This window comes from Stutzerimonas stutzeri (assembly GCF_002909485.1).
Lineage (GTDB): Bacteria > Pseudomonadota > Gammaproteobacteria > Pseudomonadales > Pseudomonadaceae > Stutzerimonas > Stutzerimonas stutzeri_AH.
Window position 1 is genome coordinate 34,248 of record NZ_PPXG01000001.1, and the last position, 19,497, is coordinate 53,744.

At 62.2% G+C, this 19,497-nt stretch carries 15 protein-coding genes; 6 read left to right on the forward strand and 9 right to left on the reverse strand.

What is annotated here, in order from left to right:
- Nucleotides 1-67: 67 nt before the first annotated feature.
- From CXK91_RS00155 to CXK91_RS00185, 7 genes are all read right to left on the reverse strand, one after another.
- Nucleotides 68-469: an ExbD/TolR family protein gene (locus CXK91_RS00155; protein WP_011912868.1), complete on the reverse strand. Its 402-nt coding sequence runs from the start codon at nucleotides 467-469 to the stop codon at nucleotides 68-70.
- A gap of 1 nt (nucleotide 470) precedes the next feature.
- Nucleotides 471-1,175: a MotA/TolQ/ExbB proton channel family protein gene (locus CXK91_RS00160; RefSeq protein ID WP_020306074.1), complete on the reverse strand. Its 705-nt coding sequence runs from the start codon at nucleotides 1,173-1,175 to the stop codon at nucleotides 471-473.
- 37 nt (nucleotides 1,176-1,212) lie between these two features.
- Nucleotides 1,213-2,070: an energy transducer TonB gene (locus CXK91_RS00165; RefSeq protein WP_011912870.1), complete on the reverse strand. Its 858-nt coding sequence runs from the start codon at nucleotides 2,068-2,070 to the stop codon at nucleotides 1,213-1,215.
- A gap of 592 nt (nucleotides 2,071-2,662) precedes the next feature.
- Nucleotides 2,663-4,012 carry a TldD/PmbA family protein gene (locus CXK91_RS00170; RefSeq protein WP_103454418.1) on the reverse strand — a complete coding sequence of 450 codons (1,350 nt, stop codon included), beginning with the start codon at nucleotides 4,010-4,012 and terminating at the stop codon, nucleotides 2,663-2,665.
- Entirely contained in the window at nucleotides 4,009-5,454 is a 1,446-nt protein-coding gene (locus CXK91_RS00175; protein WP_011912872.1) for a TldD/PmbA family protein, read from the reverse strand. Before CXK91_RS00175 ends, CXK91_RS00170 begins: the two co-directional genes overlap by 4 nt.
- A 408-nt stretch (nucleotides 5,455-5,862) precedes the next feature.
- A complete protein-coding gene (locus CXK91_RS00180; RefSeq protein WP_020306076.1) occupies nucleotides 5,863-6,789 on the reverse strand; it encodes a hydroxymethylglutaryl-CoA lyase in 927 nt (308 codons plus the stop codon).
- 132 nt (nucleotides 6,790-6,921) lie between these two features.
- Nucleotides 6,922-8,124 carry a CaiB/BaiF CoA transferase family protein gene (locus CXK91_RS00185; protein WP_103454419.1) on the reverse strand — a complete coding sequence of 401 codons (1,203 nt, stop codon included), beginning with the start codon at nucleotides 8,122-8,124 and terminating at the stop codon, nucleotides 6,922-6,924.
- A gap of 176 nt (nucleotides 8,125-8,300) precedes the next feature.
- On the opposite strand from CXK91_RS00185, the gene CXK91_RS00190 reads away from it, so the two are divergent.
- The 3 genes from CXK91_RS00190 to acs all read left to right on the forward strand — a co-directional run bounded on the left by CXK91_RS00190 (nucleotide 8,301) and on the right by acs (nucleotide 12,686).
- Nucleotides 8,301-9,200 carry a LysR family transcriptional regulator gene (locus CXK91_RS00190; RefSeq protein ID WP_103454420.1) on the forward strand — a complete coding sequence of 300 codons (900 nt, stop codon included), beginning with the start codon at nucleotides 8,301-8,303 and terminating at the stop codon, nucleotides 9,198-9,200.
- 148 nt (nucleotides 9,201-9,348) lie between these two features.
- Nucleotides 9,349-10,347 (forward strand): TRAP transporter substrate-binding protein, encoded by a 999-nt coding sequence (locus CXK91_RS00195; protein ID WP_103454421.1) that lies wholly within the window; start codon nucleotides 9,349-9,351, stop codon nucleotides 10,345-10,347.
- A 383-nt stretch (nucleotides 10,348-10,730) separates the two neighbouring features.
- Nucleotides 10,731-12,686, forward strand: coding sequence for an acetate--CoA ligase (acs, locus tag CXK91_RS00200; protein WP_103454422.1), 1,956 nt, complete (start codon nucleotides 10,731-10,733; stop codon nucleotides 12,684-12,686).
- A gap of 48 nt (nucleotides 12,687-12,734) precedes the next feature.
- Here the strand turns inward: acs and CXK91_RS00205 are convergent, their stop codons facing one another.
- On the reverse strand, nucleotides 12,735-13,097 hold the full coding sequence (locus tag CXK91_RS00205; protein WP_103454423.1) for a YgaP-like transmembrane domain: 363 nt from the start codon (nucleotides 13,095-13,097) through the stop codon (nucleotides 12,735-12,737).
- Nucleotides 13,098-13,183: 86 nt separating this feature from the next.
- Nucleotides 13,184-15,214: a S9 family peptidase gene (locus CXK91_RS00210; protein WP_103454424.1), complete on the reverse strand. Its 2,031-nt coding sequence runs from the start codon at nucleotides 15,212-15,214 to the stop codon at nucleotides 13,184-13,186.
- 429 nt (nucleotides 15,215-15,643) lie between these two features.
- On the opposite strand from CXK91_RS00210, the gene fadB reads away from it, so the two are divergent.
- The 3 genes from fadB (at nucleotide 15,644) to CXK91_RS00225 (ending at nucleotide 19,354) form a co-directional block, all read left to right on the forward strand.
- A complete protein-coding gene (fadB, locus tag CXK91_RS00215) occupies nucleotides 15,644-17,791 on the forward strand; it encodes a fatty acid oxidation complex subunit alpha FadB (protein WP_103454425.1) in 2,148 nt (715 codons plus the stop codon).
- Between the two features lie 18 nt (nucleotides 17,792-17,809).
- Entirely contained in the window at nucleotides 17,810-18,985 is a 1,176-nt protein-coding gene (gene fadA, locus CXK91_RS00220; protein WP_103454426.1) for an acetyl-CoA C-acyltransferase FadA, read from the forward strand.
- A 135-nt stretch (nucleotides 18,986-19,120) separates the two neighbouring features.
- Entirely contained in the window at nucleotides 19,121-19,354 is a 234-nt protein-coding gene (locus tag CXK91_RS00225; protein WP_103454427.1) for a DUF1653 domain-containing protein, read from the forward strand.
- Nucleotides 19,355-19,497: the final 143 nt, after the last annotated feature.

Here is a 19,497-nt window from a genome sequence, read left to right on the forward strand (position 1 = left end):
TTCACCTGGCAACACTTCACCTATACCGCCGAGGCTTCGCCCCGGCCGCATGGATGTCGTCAGGAATTCAGTGGGAGGTCATGACCGCAATGCGGGTGATTCCCGATCGTTCGATGGATGCCATGGCTTTCGCCACCTGGCCGTAGTTGACGTTTTCATCGGCTTGCAGCTGCACCCTGACTTCAGGGTCGCCGGCCTTGACGTCCTGCAGGTTGAGCTCGAGCAGGTCGGGTTCGATCTCCGATTTGTCGAGGTAGAACTTGCCGTCCGCATCGACGCTGACCACGACGGGGTCTTTCATCTCCGCAGGCGCGACGGCGCCGGTCTTGGGCAGGTTGATCTTGATGGCATTGGTCATCAGCGGGGTGGTGACGATGAACACCACCAGCAGCACGAGCATGACGTCCACCAGGGGGGTGACGTTCATTTCGCTGAGGACTTCGTCGTTGTCTTGGGTAGAAAAGGACATGTCAGCTGGCCTCGCGCATGGCGGCGTTCTGTTGGGCGATCGGTTTGCGACTCAGCGCGAAATCGCTGCGCTGCGCCAGGCTGTCGAAGTCATGGGCGAAATCGTCCATGTGCGCGCCAGCGAGCTTCAGGCGGCGAAGGAAGAAGTTGTAGATGAGCACCGCGGGTACTGCGACGGCAATGCCGACGCCGGTCGCAATCAGTGCATGGCCGATGGGACCGGCAACGGTGTCGAGGCCGGCATTGCCGGTGACGCCGATCATCGTGAGCGCATCCATGATGCCCCACACGGTGCCGAACAGCCCGATGAACGGGGAGGTGCTGCCGATGCTGGCGAGCACGGCGAGACCCGCTTCCAGCGCCCGACGCTCTTTGAGGATCTGCTGGCGCAGGTTGCGCTCGACGCGGTTGCCGCGATCGATGCTCTGCGCGAGCTGCAGGGTATTGCGAGGGGTTTCATCCGGTGCCATGGCCAGGAAGCCCCTGTTGGCGATGCGTGCCATCGGGCCCGGGTACTGTGATGCATGCTCGGCGGCGGTCAGCAGGTCCGGTGCGCCCCAGAATGCCTTCAGAAAATGCTTGTTCTGGCGGCGGGCCTTCATGGACTGGGCCAGCTTGACCATGAAGATGGCCCAGGTGGCTACCGAAAACAGCACCAGCCCCCAGAGGACGCCTGGAACGATCAGTGAATTGACAGTTTCGTTCATCGTGTATCCCTCTCGTTAAGCAATCGGCGTTGCTGCCTCAGCGCGGCAACTTGAAATCAATCGTTTGGGTGGCGAAGCCTTCGATGGCTACATCGCCCCGTTTGGCCGGGATGAATTTCCAGCCCTTGACCGTTGCCACTGCCGCTTCGTCGAGCTGGCTGCGGCCACTGGATTTGGTCACTTCCACGCTGCCTGCGCGGCCATTGGGCAGAACCCGGATGCGCAGCGTGACGGTGCCTTCCCAGCCCCTGCGCAACGCCAATGACGGGTATTGCGGCGAGGGGTTGCCCAGGCTCGCAAGGCCCGAGACCGCGGGCGTTTCCTTTGGCGGACCGGGTGGGGCCACCGGAACCACAGGAGCGGGCGGCGCCGGTTGCGGCGGTGGCGCAGGCGCAGGCGCAGGCGCAGGTTGTGGCTTGGGTTGCGGCTTGGGCTCGGGCTTGGGCACAGGTTTTGGCACCGGCTTGGGTTTCGGTGGCTCCGGCTTGGGAGGGGGTTTTATCGCTTCCTCCTGTACGGGCGGCTCGGGTTCTGGCTCCGGCTCCGGCTCCGGCTCCGGCTCGGGCTCCGGCGGCGGTGGAGGCGGTTCTGGCGGAGGCGGCGGTTCCGGTGCAGGTGGCTCTGGCGCAGGTTCCGGGGGAGGAGGCGCCGTGCTGCTCAGCTCGATGATCATTTCCGGGATCTGCGGCGCCACTTCCTCGGGCGCTTCGCCCGAAAGCAGATACCAGGCAAGGCCGGCATGGAGCACCAGCGACGCGCCCACCAGCAGCCCCATGTTTCGCCGGCTGAGGATGTTCGGAGACGATTCGTTAACGCGAAACGTGAATGCTGATTGGGCAGAGGAGGACAGTATTTCTCCTTTGATGTTGAGGTTATCCAATACTGCGTTTCCCATTTAGTGTTCTCCCTTTTGGGAAAAAGTGCCGGTCGACTCATTAGCGGAGCCACATTGTTTGTTCGCCGATTCCGGCACTCGCTAACTTTATGAGTAGAACGACCTTCCGGTGCAGAGTAACGACTTCGGGTAAATAATTAATCCTGTCTTGTTAGTCAGGAACTGTATATACGGTTTTAATTAGAACGTCTTCATGAATCGTAAAGCAAGCTCTATGCCATCCCTTCTATTCAGATATATATAAATAAATAACTTATAATTCAAAGAGTTATGCAGGGGTTCTAGATGCCTTTGGCCCAGGCGATGGCGGCGGCGCTGGCGGTTGCACCGCCACTATTGGTCGCTGCTCCAAAGTTGCCCATTGTGTCAGGATTGTGTTTTAAATAGGAGCGTTACCCTTTTGCATCGTCCATTTAACTGTTATTTGCGTGATTCGTTACTGTAAGCAGGGCTGTCACGGAAACAGTCATGTGATTCCGCATGTTGTTAATAATGCCGGTTGAAGGTGCGGCGTTCCGGCGGCATATCACCCACCCCATTCACCTCATGGGTGGTAGGAGATATGCCGTCGGAAAGGTAAGTTGTGCGCTAATCAGAGCGTGAGGACAAACTTGGTTGTCAGCGCGCCGGGCAACAACATCGACTCGGTATGGCGTCGCCCGTAGGTCGAATGACTGGGCGACAGTTCGCGCTGCCGGGTGAGCCCCAGCAGGTGCGGCGGACCGAGGAACTGGTAAAGGCTGTCATCGAACCGCATGGTATCCACCGGCGCAACGATCTGGCCTTTTTCAACCCAGAAGGTCGCATAGCGCGTCATGCCGGTGAGGCGGGCGGTGGCGAGGTCGGAGTGGTTCACGTACCACAGGTTGCTGATGAACAGACCGGTGTCCAGTTCAGCCAGTACCTGCTCGGTTTCGATGGTTCCGGTATCCATGCAGAGCGAGCGGGGCATCTCTTCCATGTCGCTGCCGTTTTCGCGGAGGCCGTATTCGCGTGCGCTGCGGGCACTGACCAATTCGCCGACGAGCTTACCGTGTTCGATCAGGCGAAGGTCGTCACGGATCCGGCCATCGCGGGTGAACGCCGGGCATAGTGAGCCGCTGACCTGTTCGCTCAGGCCCAGTTGAGGGCTCAGTGACTGCTGCCCGGCAAACAGTTGCTGCAGCGGGCTTTGCGCGGTGCGCAACGCCCTGGCGGAAAAGGCGCTCCATGCCATCAGGCCCAGCAGTTCGCCCAGCGCCGCCGGGGCCAGGTAGGCGCGATAGGCGCCTGGCTGCAGGACCCGCACCGGTTTGCGCAGCATCTCCAGATGAAGATCCGCTTGCGCCATGCGTGCCTCGAAAGCCGCCGGGTTCCATGCCGGCCCTGCCAGTTGCGCCTTCACCGCGCGTCCGGCGTCGCCGAACAGGCTCCACTCGACACTCGACTGGCTCACCGCATGCCAACCGAACGCACCGGCAGAGTCGGCGTAACCGTAATAGATCGGCCCGCTGGCGTAGAACCCCACGATGTCTCGATCTTTCGAGGCATTGCCGATTTGCTCGATAACATCTCCCGGAGCAGGCGCCATCTGCAGGCTGGACGATTCGTTGGTCCAGCCGAGGTGGTTGAGTTGCAGGTAAGGGTCCGGCGCCAGATCGGACAGAACGCCTCGCAGCTGGCTGACGGCCTCGGTAACCCGGGGCCTGTCCAGAATCACATTACCCTGCAAGGTCAGCCGGGCACTGGCATGCCGGCGGTCGCGCGCCAGGCCGAGGGTCATCTCGATCTGGTCGACCTGGCCGGCCTGGCGGACCTTGCCATGATTGAAACGGACGAAATCGGAGGCTTCGGCGTTGTACCAGAGCGTGTAGTGCTCTCCGGCGTTGAGCGCGCGCTGCAGCGCCTCGCGGATGCCCTGGAAATGCTCCAGTGCCTGGGTGGTGTTCGAGAGCGCCATCATTGACCACCTCCAAAGACTTCGATGCCAGCAAACACGCAGGCGGGGGAGGCGTGCCCGACCCGGACGGCCTGGTTCGGCTCGCCCTTGCCGCAGTTCGGAGTGCCCAGCACCTGCCGGGTCGAGTGGTCGCCGACCGCGACGAGGTTGCACCAGAATCGCGAGGAGATACCCCGGTAGTTCGGATTCTTGACCACTTCGCAGAGTTGCCCCTTGCGGATCATCTGACCCCACTCGCAGCCGAACTGGAATTTATTGCGTGCATCGTCGATCGACCAGGAGCGGTTCGAGGCCATGAGAATCCCGTCCTCAATGCCTTCGATCAGTTGCGTGAGGTTGCCCTCGCCCGGCTCCACGTTGAGGTTGGCCATCCGGTCGATGGTGGGTCTATTCCAGCTGCAGGCGCGGCTGCTAGCCACCCCTTCTATACCGCTGCGGCGGGCAGACAGCGAGCCGCCGAGCGGGCGTTTGAGAATGCCGTCTTCGATCAGCAGGGCTTTTTGGGCCGGCGTGCCGTCATCGTCGTGGGAGTAGCTGGCCAGTTCTTCGGGGATATGCGGGTCGAAGCTGACGTTCAGCAGCGGCGAGCCATAACGGTAATGCCCGAAATCGTCCTGCTTCACGAAGCTGGTCCCGGCGTAGTTGCGTTCGTCTCCGAGGATCCGGTCCATCTCCAGCGGGTGGCCGATGGACTCATGGATCTGCAGGATCATCTGGTCGGGCATCAGCAACAGGTGGCGTTTGCCGCTCGGTGTGTTTGGCGCCAGCAGCAGTTGCAGGGCCTCATCGGCCAGGCGAGCGCCGGCGCCGAAGAGCCCGCTTCTGGCCAGCACATCGAGGCCGCCCTGCTGCGCGAAGTTTCCGCCGCTGAGGCTGCGAATCTGGCTGTCATGACCGTCGTAGGCGGTGATTTGCATGTTCGGGTAGACGAAACGCTGAGCAAAACGCAACTGCGAGCCCGTGCTGTCAAAAAACAGCTGCTCGCGAGTTTCCCAGCTCAGTCGGGCTTCCCGGTTGACGATCCGGCTATCCGACGGCACGGCGTCGCACTCCTGAAGCAGCAGGTCCAGGCACTGGGCAACCGTCGGCAGGGCCTGCATGAGGTCGAGAGAGACATAGTCGGCGCGTTGGCCCGTGCGTGACGGCGAGGCGGTTGGCAGCGAGAGGGCGTGGGACGCCGCTGCGGCGGCGAGCTGTTCGGCTTTTACCAGTGCTCGCTGAAGGCCGTCCGCACTCAGGTCGGAGGTTGCCGCATAGGCTTCGAAACCGTTGACCTGGGCAGTCAGCATGACGCCTTCGTCAAAGGTGGTGTGTACCGGAAGGGGGGTGGCCTTGATGACTCCAAGGTGAAGCGTCTGACTTTTTACGTGGCGTAGCGACCAGAAATCCGCATCGCTGCGAAGCGCGCTGACACGCGCCCTGAAGGATTCGAACGCATCGAACATGTCTGTTCCCCGAAACCGCCCTGCAGGGTAAGCAAGGCAATAAGTGGGCAGCGCTTTTGGCGCTGCGGTCTCCCGTTCCGTCGCAGCCGTCGATAAACGACCTGAGCGCGGTGAGGTGAAGTCCCTCTGAAACTTCTATGCCAAATATTAAGCACGGGTAAAAAAAAGCAGTATTCGCCTGCCCAGCGGGGCGTGACGTCATCCCGCTGCTACAGACGACGGGCTCCGCATCAGTGTTGGGGGGCCGAGGACCGTTGCAGCCCTTGCATACTCATGAGCGGATCGGACTGATGCGCAGCGCGAGTGATCACAAACTGTGCATATTGCTGTCTCTTTTGCCTTTATTGCACCGCTTTTGGGCGCCCTTGCCGCCGCTGACGAGCGTAGCGCCAGTGCGGGCGGCGGGCTTCAGCCGACGAGAGACGACGGTTTCGGATAACGCCGGTCGGCCTTGCCGGCCTTGAGGATCGCGCTCGGCACGTCGTGGCCGACCAGCATCGGCAAGCGTTCTGCGGCCTCGAGCAGCCGGTCCAGATCGACGCCGGTTTCCAGCCCCATGCGCTGGAACATGTGCACCAGATCCTCGGTGCAGATATTGCCGCTGGCCCCCGGCGCATAGGGACAGCCCCCCAGACCACCGAGGGACGCGTCGAAGCGGTCGATGCCCGCGTTCAGTGCCGCCAGTGCATTGGCCAGACCCATGCCGCGGGTATTGTGGAAATGCGCGGTAAACACGGCGTCGGGCCAACGGCTCAGCGCCTCGCGGCAGATGCGCTCGACCTGCGCTGGGTCGGCCATGCCGGTGGTGTCGCAGAGGGTGATGCCCTGCACGCCGATCTCCAGCAGGCGCTGCACCAGTTCGTACACGCGCGGCTCCGGCACCTCGCCCTCGAAGGGGCAGCCGAAGGTGGTCGACAGCGAGGCGTTGACGAACACCCCGCTGCCGCGGGTGACCTCGATGATCTCGCGGAACTGCGCCAGCGACTGCTCGGGCGTCATGCGCAGGTTGGCCAGGCCGTGGGTGTCGCTGGCCGACATCACCAGGTTGATCTCGTCCACTGCGCAGGCCAGCGCGCGTTCGCAGCCCCTCACGTTGGGCACCAGCACGGTGTACTCGACGCCCGGCACGCGGCGGATGCCGCGCATCACCTCCTCGGCGTCGCGCAGGTTGGGGATGGCCTTGGGCGAGGTGAAGGAGGTGACCTCGATCTTCGCCAGCCCGGTTTGCGAGAGGCGGTCGATCAGCGCGATCTTGTCCGCGGTCGGCACGAAGTTCGGCTCGATCTGGAAACCGTCACGGGTGGCGACTTCCTGGATGTACAGGCGTTTGCTCATGGTGCAGTCCTGATGTGTTCGGCTATGTATGAGAGGGCGTCATCCACCCTACGCGGCACGCTGTTGGCTTGAAGCTTGAAGCTTGAAGCTTGAAGCTTGAAGCTTGAAGCTTGTGGCTTGCCGCTGCTTCTTTCAGATGATTCCCCGCTCGCGCAGGCCCTGGCGTTGTTCGTCGGTGAGGCCGAGGCCGGCCAGCACGTCGTCGGTGTGCTCGCCCAGCTGCGGGCCGCCGTGGCCGATGCGCCCGGGCGTGCGCGAGAGCTTGGGCAGCACGCCCGGCACCTTGAGCGGGCCGGCAAAGGTCTGCACCTGCTCGATCATCTGCCGTGCCAGGTAGTGCGGGTCCTTGACGATATCGGCAGCGGTGTAGGGATAGCCGGCCGGCACGCGGGCGCCCTTGAGTGCTTCGATCACCTCGTCGCGCCTGTGCTGGATGGTCCATTCGCCAATGGCGGCATCGATCAGCTCTGCGTGCTGGGCGCGGCCGTCGTTGTGGGCGAAGCGCGGATCATCGGCAAGGTCCTGGCGGCCCATCAGGGTCATCAGGCGCTTGTAGATGCTGTCGCCATTGCCGGCGATCAGCACGTAGGCGCCGTCGTTGCACAGATAGGAATTTGACGGCGTAATGCCGGGCAGGGCACTGCCAGCCGGCTCGCGTACGTAGCCGAAGGCGTCGTATTCGGGCACGAGGCTTTCCATCATGGCGAACACCGACTCGTATAGCGCCACGTCGATCTCCTGGCCCTGGCCGCTTCGGTTGCGCTCCTGCAGGGCGAGCAATACACCGATCACGCCATACAGCGAGGACAGCGAATCGCCGATGCTGACGCCGACCCGCACCGGCGGCTGGCCCGGATAGCCGGACAGGTGACGCAGGCCGCCCATGGCTTCGCCGATCACGCCGAAGCCCGGCAGGTCGCGATAGGGACCGGTCTGGCCGTATCCGGAAATGCGCAGCATGATCAGCCGAGGGTTCAGCTTCGACAGCTCATCCCAGCCCAGGCCCCATTCTTCCAGCGTGCCGGGGCGGAAGTTCTCCACCAGGATGTCGGCTTCGGCCACCAGCTGGCGGACGATTTCCTGGCCTTCCGCGGCCTTGAGATCCAGCGTCACCGAGCGCTTGTTGCGCGACTGCACGTGCCACCAGAGCGAGGTGCCGTCCTTGAGCTTGCGCCACTTGCGCAGTGGGTCGCCGACCTTTGGCGGTTCGATCTTGATCACATCGGCGCCGAATTCACCGAGCAGCTTGCTGGCGAAAGGGCCGGCGATCAGTTGGCCCATCTCGATCACCTTGAGGCCCTGCAGCGGCAGGTTCTTGTCTGTCTGTTCGCTCATCACGACACCTGTGCCGGTTGATTCATGGTGCCGAGCATGACCGACGCATCGACAGCGGACAATTGGCCGTTGGCCAAGTGAGGTTTCGCGCTTCACGAAGGCTAAGACGAAAGAGGCTTTGAAAAGCACGGATTAAGCAGCGCATGCTTCGTCTACCGCGAATACGGGAAGCCACTATGCGTCGCATCGATTTCGTCACCCTACGCCTGTTCGTCGCCATCGCCGATGAGCGCAGCCTGACCCGTGCCGCCGAGCGCGAGCACCTGGCGCTGGCGGCGGTGAGCAAGCGCGTCAGCGATCTGGAAGGGCAACTCGGCGTCAGCCTGCTCTATCGCCAGCCCAAGGGCGTCGAGCTGACGCCGGCCGGCCACGCGCTGCTGCACCACGCGCGCAATCTGCTGGATAACCTGCAACAGCTGGACGCCGACTTGAGCGAGTTCAGCCAGGGCGTGAAGGGCCATGTGCGCATCCACGCCAATACCTCGGCGGTGATCGAATTCCTGCCCGAGGACCTGAGTACCTTCACCCGTCAGCACCCGGAAGTGAAGATCGACCTGGAGGAGCGTGTCAGCAGCGACACCCTGCGCGCACTGCGCGAGGGGCTGACCGATATCGGCATCTTCGCCGGGCATATGCCGGCCGAGGATCTGCAGGTGTTTCCCTACCGCGAGGATCGGCTGGTGCTGGTAACGCCCCGCGAGCATGTGCTGGCCGGCCGCGAATGCATTGCATTGCGCGAGGCGGCAGGCTTCGACTTTATCGGCCTACAGCAGGACGCCTCGCTGCATGCCCTGCTGCAGCAGTCGGCACAGCAGATGGGCACGCCGCTGCGCCTGCGCATCCAGGTACGCAGCTTCGAGGCGATTTGCCGGATGATCCACACCGGCATGGGCATCGGCGTGCTGCCCGAGCAGGTGGTGCGCAACTACCTGCCGGCGCTGGACGTTGCCATGGTGCCGCTGACCGATGTCTGGGCGCGGCGCGAACTCAAGCTGGGCGTGCGCAACCTGGAAAGCCTGTCGGTGACCGCCCGGCAGATGCTCGAACACCTCACCGCTCGCGAAGGCAATGGCTGAAGAAGCGCGTCGGGCGGTGTGATTGTGCTGCTGCCTTCGCCAAGCACGAAGTCTTGCTTGGCCAAATAGCAATTCAGCGCGTGGCGGTGCCGGGGTAGAGTCGGGCAGCGATATGGCTCACACAACTACAAAACGGAGCTCACACCCCATGGCACGACTCACCCGTGGCATCACCCGTCTGCTCGCCGCTTCGGCACTGTTTAGCGTGCTTGGCGCCCAGGCCGATCCGGTCCTGATCAAGTTCTCCCACATCACTGCCGACAGCACGCCGAAGGGCCAGGGCGCGCTGCTGTTCAAGAAGCTCGTCGAAGAACGCCTGCCCGGCCAGGTCGAGGTACAGGTGTTCGCCAACTCTTCGCTGTATGGCGACGGCAAGGAGATGGAAGCGCTGCTGATGAACGAGGTGCAGCTGCTGGCGCCAGCACCATCGAAGCTCGAGCAGTACACCAAGCAGCTGCAGCTGTTCGACCTGATGTTCCTGTTCGACGACATGCCCGCGGCGCAGCGCTTCCAGCAGTCGGACAAGGGCCGCGCGATGCTCAAGTCGATGGAAGACAAGGGCATCACCGGCCTAGCCTATTGGCTCAACGGTATGCGCCACTTCACTGCAAACAAGCCGCTGCGCGAGCCGGCCGACGCCCGCGGGCTGAAATTCCGCGTACAGCCCTCGGACCTGCAGGCCGCCCAGTACACCGCGCTGCGGGCGGTGCCGCGCAAGATGGCCTTCGCCGAGATCTATCAGGGCCTGCAGACCGGCGTGGTCAATGCTCAGGACAACCCTTGGTCGAATATCTACAGCCAGAAGTACCACGAGGTGCAGAAGTACATCACTGAGTCCGGTCACGGCATCGGCAACTACCTGCTGATCACCAATACCAAGTTCTGGAATGGCCTGCCGGACGACGTACGCGGCGAGCTGGAGACGATCATCGATGAGGTCACCGCAGAAGTGAACCGCCAGGCCGAGGCACTGAACGAGAAGGCCAAGCAGGGCGTCATCGACTCGGGCAAGAGCGAGATTCTGGTGCTCACCGACGAGCAACGCGCCAAGTGGCGTGAAGCAGTGCAACCGGCGTGGCATAAGTTCGAAGCCGATATCGGCAAGGATTTGATCGAGGCCGCGCGCGCAGCCAACTCTGCGCCCTGAGGCAAGCCCGCCAATGGTCTGTTAGACCAATGTGCAGTTTCGGCGGCAGCGCCGCCTGCACAGAATGGCGGCGTCTATCTGCGTGATCGGACAAGTGTGTATTCCAACCGGATGGTTGACCGAGCGGCCCTTGAGGCCGCTTTTTTTTGCCCGCAAATCGTGCCCTGTGACGTAGGCGCCGAAGCACTTTGATACGCCCGGCCCGTTTTCGCGGCTGTGCCAGGCACGTCATGCCACTACACGCGGTCTATGCTTGAGCAAGCTGATATCGCCATGAGCGGCGTGTTTGGCTGTATTGCTTCGTCTGACAGGCGCTGGGTTGGTCATTGGGTTCGCCTGCTGGACAGGGTTCTGCATACCAACAAGACAGGCGAGGAACTGCCATGAGTGCTGCGTCAGTTTACCCGGTGCGTCCCGAAGTGGCCGCTCAGTCGTTGACCAATGAAGCCAGTTACAAGGCCATGTACCAGCAGTCGGTGATCAATCCCGAGGGCTTCTGGCGCGAGCAGGCGACGCGGTTGGACTGGATACAACCTTTCACCGAGGTCAAACGCACCTCGTTTGACGACCACCATGTGGATATCAAGTGGTTCGCCGACGGCACGTTGAGCGTATCGGCCAATTGCCTGGATCGTCATCTCGACGAGCGCGGCGATCAAGTGGCGATCATCTGGGAGGGTGACGACCCGTCCGAGCATCGCGAAATCACCTACCGCGAGCTGTACCAGGAGGTCTGCAAGTTCGCCAATGCGCTGCGCGGCCAGGATGTGCATCGCGGCGATGTGGTGACCATCTACATGCCGATGATTCCGGAAGCCGCGGTGGCGATGCTCGCCTGCGCGCGCATTGGCGCGATCCACTCGGTGGTGTTCGGTGGCTTCTCTCCGGAAGCGTTGGCCGGACGCATCATCGATGGCAATTCGAAGGTGGTGATCACCGCCGACGAAGGGATTCGCGGTGGCAAGCCTGTGCCGCTCAAGGAAAATGTCGACGAGGCGCTGACACACCCGCAAACCCGCTGTGTGCAAAAGATCATCGTGGTGCGTCGCACCGGCGCGGACATCCGCTGGCATCCGCATCGTGACATCTGCTACGACGACCTGATGCGGGTCGCCGGGGAGGTTTGTGCGCCGAAGGAGATGGGCGCCGAGGAGCCACTGTTCATCCTCTATACCTCCGGCTCCACCGGCAAACCAAAAGGCGTGCTGCATACCTGTGGCGGCTACCTGCTCTATGCCGCGCTGACCCATGAGCGGGTGTTCGACTACCGGCCGGGGGACGTCTACTGGTGTACCGCCGATATCGGCTGGATCACTGGTCACAGCTACCTGATCTACGGCCCACTGGCCAACGGCGCGACAACGCTGATGTACGAGGGCGTACCCAACCACCCGGACGTCACGCGCGTTGCGCGGATCATCGACAAGCACAAGGTGAACATCCTCTACACGGCGCCGACGGCGATTCGCGCGATGATGGCCGAGGGTTCCGCGGCTGTGGAAGGCGCCGATGGCTCCAGCCTGCGGTTGCTCGGCACGGTTGGGGAACCGATCAACCCCGAGGCATGGCACTGGTACTACGAGACGGTCGGGCAGTCGCGTTGCCCCATCGTCGACACCTGGTGGCAGACCGAGACTGGCGGCATCCTCATCAGCCCGCTGCCCGGTGCTACCGCGCTCAAGCCGGGCTCTGCCACGCGCCCGCTGTTCGGGGTGGTGCCCGGGTTGGTCGACAACCTCGGCAATCTTCTGGAAGGCGCGGCGGAGGGTAATCTGGTGATTCTCGACTCCTGGCCGGGGCAGATGCGCACTATCTACCGCGACCACGACCGTTTCGTCGATACCTACTTCAAGACCTTTCGCGGCATGTACTTCACCGGCGATGGCGCTCGGCGGGACGAGGACGGCTACTACTGGATCACCGGGCGGGTAGACGATGTGCTTAATGTGTCAGGGCACCGCATGGGCACCGCCGAGATCGAGAGCGCCATGGTCGCGCACGCCAAGGTCGCCGAAGCCGCAGCAGTGGGCGTGCCGCACGCACTCAAGGGCCAAGCGATCTATGTGTATGTGACCCTTGTCGCCGGGGTGGAGCCGACCGACGCGTTGCGCCAGGAGCTGCAACAGTGGGTGCGGCATGAGATCGGCCCGATCGCCGTACCGGATACGATTCAGTGGGCACCGGGTCTGCCCAAGACGCGCTCGGGCAAGATCATGCGTCGACTGTTGCGCAAGATCGCCACCGACGACTATGACGCGCTGGGCGATACCTCGACGCTGGCCGATCCTGGTGTGGTCGATCAGCTGATCAAGGCCCATGAGGCCGTACGGCAGGTTTGAACGATATTGAGTAGATGGCCGGCGCGCGCTGCGTGCCGGCCGGATCATTCAAACGCCAGCTGGTGGGCTTTTCAGGCTGTCGTTGCCGGTAACCGTGGTGCCATTGGTGGCGGCTTCCGCATTCGCCCGCAGCTTCTGTTTGTCCGCTTCGGAACGTTCCAACGGCATCTGGTGCGAGCGACCCTCGGCCAGACCTGCCTGTTCATTGATTTCGTTGAAGACGCGCTTGGCTTCGCAATGGCCGGTTACGCCACGAGCCACCGCGAGGCCGCCGATGCCCAGCTGCAGTAGTCCTCCCAGGCCGCCGCGGCTGACGCCCTTGGCAAGGAAATAGATACCCCCAGCAAGGGACATGGCACGTTCCCAGCCGTGGACGTTCTGGTTGAGGTGATTCGAAGAGTTGTTGTTCATGGGTGGCTCCGACGAGGACATTCTCAATGAATGACTCTCGTCGGCGCGGGCTGTTCGGTGCCGCAGGTCGGCAGTTTGCGTGCCGGTCACGTCATAGCGAACACCTTGAGCACGAAGGCATACTCCAATGCCACGTCCTTGAGCGCCTGGTAGCGGCCGCTCATGCCGCCGTGCCCGGCACCGAATTCGGTCTTGAGCAGTAGAAGATTGTCGTTGGTGCGGGTAGCCCGCAGCTTGGCAACCCATTTGGCCGCTTCCCAGTACTGCACACGGCTGTCGTTGTAGCCGGCCACTGCGAGCAGGGCGGGGTAGGCCTGGGCGCGGACGTTTTCATAAGGCGCATAGGCCTTTATCCGCTCATGCACTTCCGGCTGATTTGGGTCGCCCCACTCATCGTATTCGGTGACAGTCAGCGGTAGATCGGCGTTGAGCATGGTGTTGAGCACGTCTACGAAAGGCACCTCGGCGACGGCCGCGCCAAACAGCTCAGGGCGCATGTTCAGTACGGCACCGATCAGCAGTCCACCGGCGCTGCCGCCGCTGATGGCCAGGCGCGCCGAGGTCGTGTAGCCGTCGGCCAGCAGCTGTTCGGCACAGGCGATGAAGTCACTGAAGGTGTTCGGTTTGTGCTCCAGCTTGCCGGCACGGTACCAGGCCTCGCCCAGATCGCCACCACCACGCACATGGGCAATGGCGAATACGAAACCGCGGTCGAGCAACGACAGCCGTGCATGTGAGAACCAGGGGTCGAGGCTGTGGCCATAGGCGCCATAGCCATAGAGATAAAGAGGTGCAGGCTTGTCGAAACTGTCACGCCGGCCGACCAGGCTAATGGGGATCTGCGTGCCGTCCTGCGCGGTCGCCCAGATGCGTCGACTTTCATAGGCGTCCGCATCGAAAGGGCCTTCCACCGGCGTTTCCTTGAGTACTTGCTGGGTGCCATCGGCCAGGCTCAGCTGGCGAATCTGCGCCGGGCGGTTGAGCGCCTCATAGCGCAGTCGGATAACCGTGCTGGTGAACTCCAGAGAGTTCTGTACATGCAGGCTGTAGGCCGCGTCGGGCAGTTGCAGGCGATAGGGCTGTACGCCCTGCGGCCGTACCTCGATCACCGGCAGGCCACTCTCGCGCAGGGTCAGGGTGATCGCCTCGGCGTTCAGGCTGACGTCCTCGAGCATCACCGCTTCGTCATGCGGGACCAGTTCCTGCCAGTGCCGTCGCTCAGGTTGCGCCTCGCTGGCGTGATAGAGGGCGAAGTTGATGCCCGCCTGATTGCTGCGGATCAGCCAGTTCCATAGGCCTTCGTACAGGCCATGATCGGGGAAGTATTCGTGGTCTTCCTGACGCGGCGCCAGGCATGCCCACTGACCTTTCGGCTCGTCCGCCGAAAGCACCCAGGCTTCGCTGGTGGTTTTACTGTGGGAAAGAATCACCAGCTGGCGCTCGGAGCTGGTGCGGTAGCAATGCACGAAGAAGCGCCCGTCCGGATCGTGGTAGACCTCGGTGCTGCCGGTTTCGCCCAGCCGATGGCGGTAGATCTTGTGCGGACGGTGGGTGTCGTCCAGTTCACCGTAGAACAGTGTCTGGCTATCGTTGGCCCAGGTCATGCTGCCGTCGCAGTCGTCGAAGGGCAGGGCGGTCACGTCGCCGCTGGCGAGGTCCTTGACGAACAGCCGGTAGATCTCATCGCCTTCGCGGTCCAGGCTGTAGGCCAGCTTGGCGTGATCCTGGCTGACGCTGAACGCGCCCAGCGAAAGGAAACCGCCGCCGGCCAGCTCGTTAGGGTCGAGCAGCAGCTGTTCGGTGTTCTCGTCTACGCTGAGCGAGCCATCGACCGGCCGCGGGCAGCGATAGTGCCGCGGATATTCGTCGCCAGCCGTGGTGCGCTGGTAATACAGCCACGGCCCCCAGGGCGAGGGCAGAGACAGATCGGTTTCGCGGATACGGCCCTTTATTTCCTGGAATAGCGTCTCGCGCAGTTCGGCCTGGTCGGCGAGCTGTTCCTCGAGGAAGGCGTTCTCCGCCTTGAGGTACGCCAACACGTCGTCGGCGTCGCGATTTTCCAGCCAGCGATAGGGATCGGTGCCAGTGTCGGTGCGGGCGATGGGGGCGTTGGACATGCAGTAACTCCGGATTCGTTTCGCGGCCTCGTAAGGCCGGTGATGGCATAGAGCGGGATTCGCCAGTGTACCTGCTCGGCTAGGACTAGGATTCATGGAGCAGCGTGGTATCGGTCAGTGATCGGTGCGTTGCAGGATCGGCTCGGTGAATGACAGCGAATCGGCACCGTGGATGATGACCATGTGGTCGCGAAATGTCCGCTGGCAGCACCGCTCGGTTAGGCAAGACAGCTGATTGACAATGCTGAGCTTTTCCCCGAAGGTGTGCCGACCCAAATCAAACGGGCGTATGAATCGAGCGTTTGCCAGAGCAGGCGCCGATCACCCGGATTATCGTGTCGGTGGGTGTCGTTCGCCGCAAGGCGCGGCCGAGTAGGGCCGAAGACGTGAGACACGTAACGTTCAGCTTCCATACCTGGAGATCAGTTGATGATTTACGAAGGTAAAGCCATCACGGTTAAGGCTCTTGAGAGTGGCATCGTCGAATTGAATTTCGACCTCAAGGGTGAGTCCGTCAACAAGTTCAATCGCCTCACTCTCAACGATCTGCGCCAGGCCGTCGATGCCATCAAGGCCGACGCGTCGGTGAAAGGCGTCATCGTTACCAGTGGCAAGGACGTATTCATCGTCGGCGCCGACATCACCGAATTCGTCGACAACTTCAAGATGGCCGACGAGGAACTGGTCGCCGGCAACCTCGAAGCGAACAAGATCTTCAGCGATTTCGAAGACCTGGGCGTACCCACCGTGGCCGCCATCAACGGCATCGCCTTGGGTGGCGGTTTCGAGATGTGCATGGCCGCGGACTACCGCGTCATGTCCACCACCGCCAAGGTTGGTCTGCCGGAAGTGAAGCTGGGCATCTACCCAGGCTTCGGCGGCACCGTGCGCCTGCCACGTTTGATCGGTGTCGATAACGCCGTCGAGTGGATCGCATCCGGCAAGGAAAACCGCGCCGAAGACGCGCTCAAGGTTCATGCCGTCGATGCCGTCGTTGCGCCGGAGAAACTGCAGGCTGCTGCACTGGATCTGGTCAAGCGCGCCATTTCCGGTGAGCTGGATTACAAGGCCAAGCGTCAGCCGAAGCTGGACAAGCTCAAGCTCAATGCCATCGAGCAGATGATGGCCTTCGAAACCAGCAAGGCCTTTGTTGCAGGCCAGGCCGGCCCGAACTATCCGGCCCCGGTCGAAGCTATCAAGACCATCCAGAAAGCCGCCAACTTCACCCGTGACAAGGCCATCGAAATCGAGGCCGCCGGCTTCGTCAAACTGGCCAAGACCTCGGTTGCACAGAGCCTGGTCGGCCTGTTCCTCAGCGATCAGGAACTGAAGAAAAAGGCCAAGGCCTACGACAAGCAGGCGCGTGACGTGAAACTGGCTGCCGTACTGGGCGCCGGCATCATGGGCGGCGGCATCGCCTACCAGTCGGCCGTCAAGGGCACGCCGATCCTGATGAAGGATATCCGTGAAGAGGGTATCCAGATGGGGCTGGACGAGGCCTCCAAGCTGCTCGGCAAGCGTGTCGAAAAAGGCCGTCTGACTGCCGACAAGATGGCTCAGGCGCTCAACGCGATTCGCCCGACCATGTCTTATGGTGATTTCGGTAACGTCGACATCGTCGTCGAGGCCGTGGTCGAGAACCCGAAGGTCAAGCACGCCGTGCTGGCCGAGGTGGAAGGGCACGTTCGTGAAGACGCGATCATCGCCTCCAACACCTCGACGATCTCCATCAACTACCTGGCCCAGGCGCTCAAGCGTCCGGAAAACTTCTGCGGCATGCACTTCTTCAACCCGGTTCACATGATGCCGCTGGTGGAAGTGATCCGTGGCGAGAAGACCAGCGAAGTGGCTATCGCTACCACCGTTGCCTACGCCAAGAAAATGGGCAAGAGCCCGGTCGTGGTCAACGATTGCCCGGGCTTCCTGGTCAACCGCGTGCTGTTCCCGTACTTCGGCGGCTTCGCCCGCGCCATCGCCCACGGTGTCGACTTCGTTCGCGCCGACAAGGTGATGGAGAGGTTCGGCTGGCCGATGGGCCCGGCCTATCTGATGGACGTTGTCGGCATGGACACCGGCCACCACGGCCGTGACGTGATGGCTGAAGGCTTCCCGGATCGCATGAAGGACGACACCCGCACGGCTGTCGACGTCATGTACGAGGCCAACCGTCTCGGCCAGAAGAACGGCAAGGGCTTCTACGCCTACGAGATGGACAAGAAGGGCAAGCCGAAGAAGGTCGTCGATGCCGAGGCCTACGAGCTGCTCAAGCCGATCGTTGCCGAGACTCGCGAGCTGTCCGACGAGGACATCATCAACTACATGATGATCCCGCTGTGCCTGGAAACCGTGCGCTGCCTGGAAGACGGCATCGTCGAGACCGCTGCCGAAGCCGATATGGGCCTGATCTATGGCATTGGCTTCCCACCCTTCCGTGGTGGTGCGCTGCGCTACATCGATTCGATCGGCGTTGCCGAGTTCGTTGCGATGGCCGACAAGTACGCCGACCTGGGCCCGCTGTACCACCCGACCGCGAAGCTGCGTGAGATGGCTGCCAACGGCCAGCGCTTCTACGGTTAATCGAGGGAGAGAGAATTCATGAGTCTGAATCCAAGAGATGCAGTCATCGTCGACTTCGGTCGCACCCCGATGGGGCGCTCCAAGGGCGGCATGCACCGTAATACCCGCGCTGAAACCATGTCCGCACACCTGATCGACGGCGTGCTGGCGCGCAACCCGAAAATCGACCCGGCCGAAGTCGAGGACGTGATCTGGGGCTGCGTGAACCAGACCCTCGAGCAGGGCTGGAACATCGCCCGCATGGCTTCGCTGCTGACCCGTATCCCCCACACCAGTGCGGCGCAGACCGTGAGCCGCCTCTGCGGTTCGTCCATGAGCGCCCTGCACACCGCCGTGCAGGCCATCCAGACCAACAACGGTGACGTGTTCGTCATCGGTGGTGTGGAGCACATGGGCCACGTTAGCATGATGCATGGTGTCGACCCGAACCCGCAGCTGTCGCTGTACGCCGCCAAGGCGTCCGGCATGATGGGCCTGACCGCTGAAATGCTCGGCAAGATGCACGGCATCACCCGCGAGCAGCAGGATGCCTTCGGTGAGCGTTCGCACCGCCTGGCGCACAAGGCCACGCTGGAAGGCAACTTCAAGGATGAGATCATCCCGATGGAAGGCTACGACGAGGACGGTTTCCTCAAGGTCTTCGATTACGACGAAACCATCCGTCCGGACACCACTCTGGAAAGCCTGGCTGCACTGAAGCCTGCGTTCAACCCGAAGGGCGGTACCGTGACTGCAGGTACGTCCTCGCAGATCACCGACGGCGCGTCCTGCATGATCGTCATGTCCGCACAGCGTGCCAAGGATCTCGGCATCCAGCCGTTGGCCGTGGTTCGCGCCATGGCGCTGGCCGGCGTAGACCCGGCAATCATGGGTTACGGCCCGGTTCCGTCCACCCAGAAGGTGCTCAAGCGCGCCGGTCTGACCATGGACGACATCAGCCACGTCGAGCTGAACGAAGCCTTCGCTGCACAGGCTCTGCCGGTGCTCAAGGACCTCAAGCTGCTCGACAAGATGGAAGAGAAGGTCAACCTGCACGGTGGCGCGATCGCCCTGGGTCACCCGTTCGGCTGCTCCGGTGCGCGTATCTCCGGCACGCTGCTGAACGTGATGAAGCAGAACAACGGTACGATTGGTGTCGCCACCATGTGTATCGGTCTGGGCCAGGGGATCAGTACGGTCTTCGAACGCGTCTAACAGACAGATGCAAATGACTGCGCTAGGCTGACAGCCAATCTCGCGTGTTTGCGGGAACATGAGTTGTCAGTCGGTGCATGGAAGCCGGGGCCTGGTGCCCCGGTTTTTCTTTTTTGTATTTGCGTGGAGGTAGGCATGCAGTTGCAGCCGGGGCGTTATCGCCATTACAAGGGGCCGGAATATCGTGTATTCGCTGTTGCACGGCATTCCGAGACTGAAGAGCCGGTGGTGTTCTACCAGGCGCTGTACGGGGAACGCGGACTCTGGGTACGCCCGTTATCGATGTTTACCGAGACCGTCGAAGTCAACGGTGAAACGGTCCCTCGTTTTGCATTGCTCGAAGCCGAAGCGAGCCTTTTTGAAGGCTAAGCTGGCATGCCGCCACCAGTCCCGCGCTTGACCTCACGTCCATCGCCACTATATATAGCGGTGCTTTTTAGACAGAGCGAAAACCTCGGCGTCCGCTTGGCGGCATCGAACCGCTGCTCTGATTCGCACCAGGCGGAGCCGGG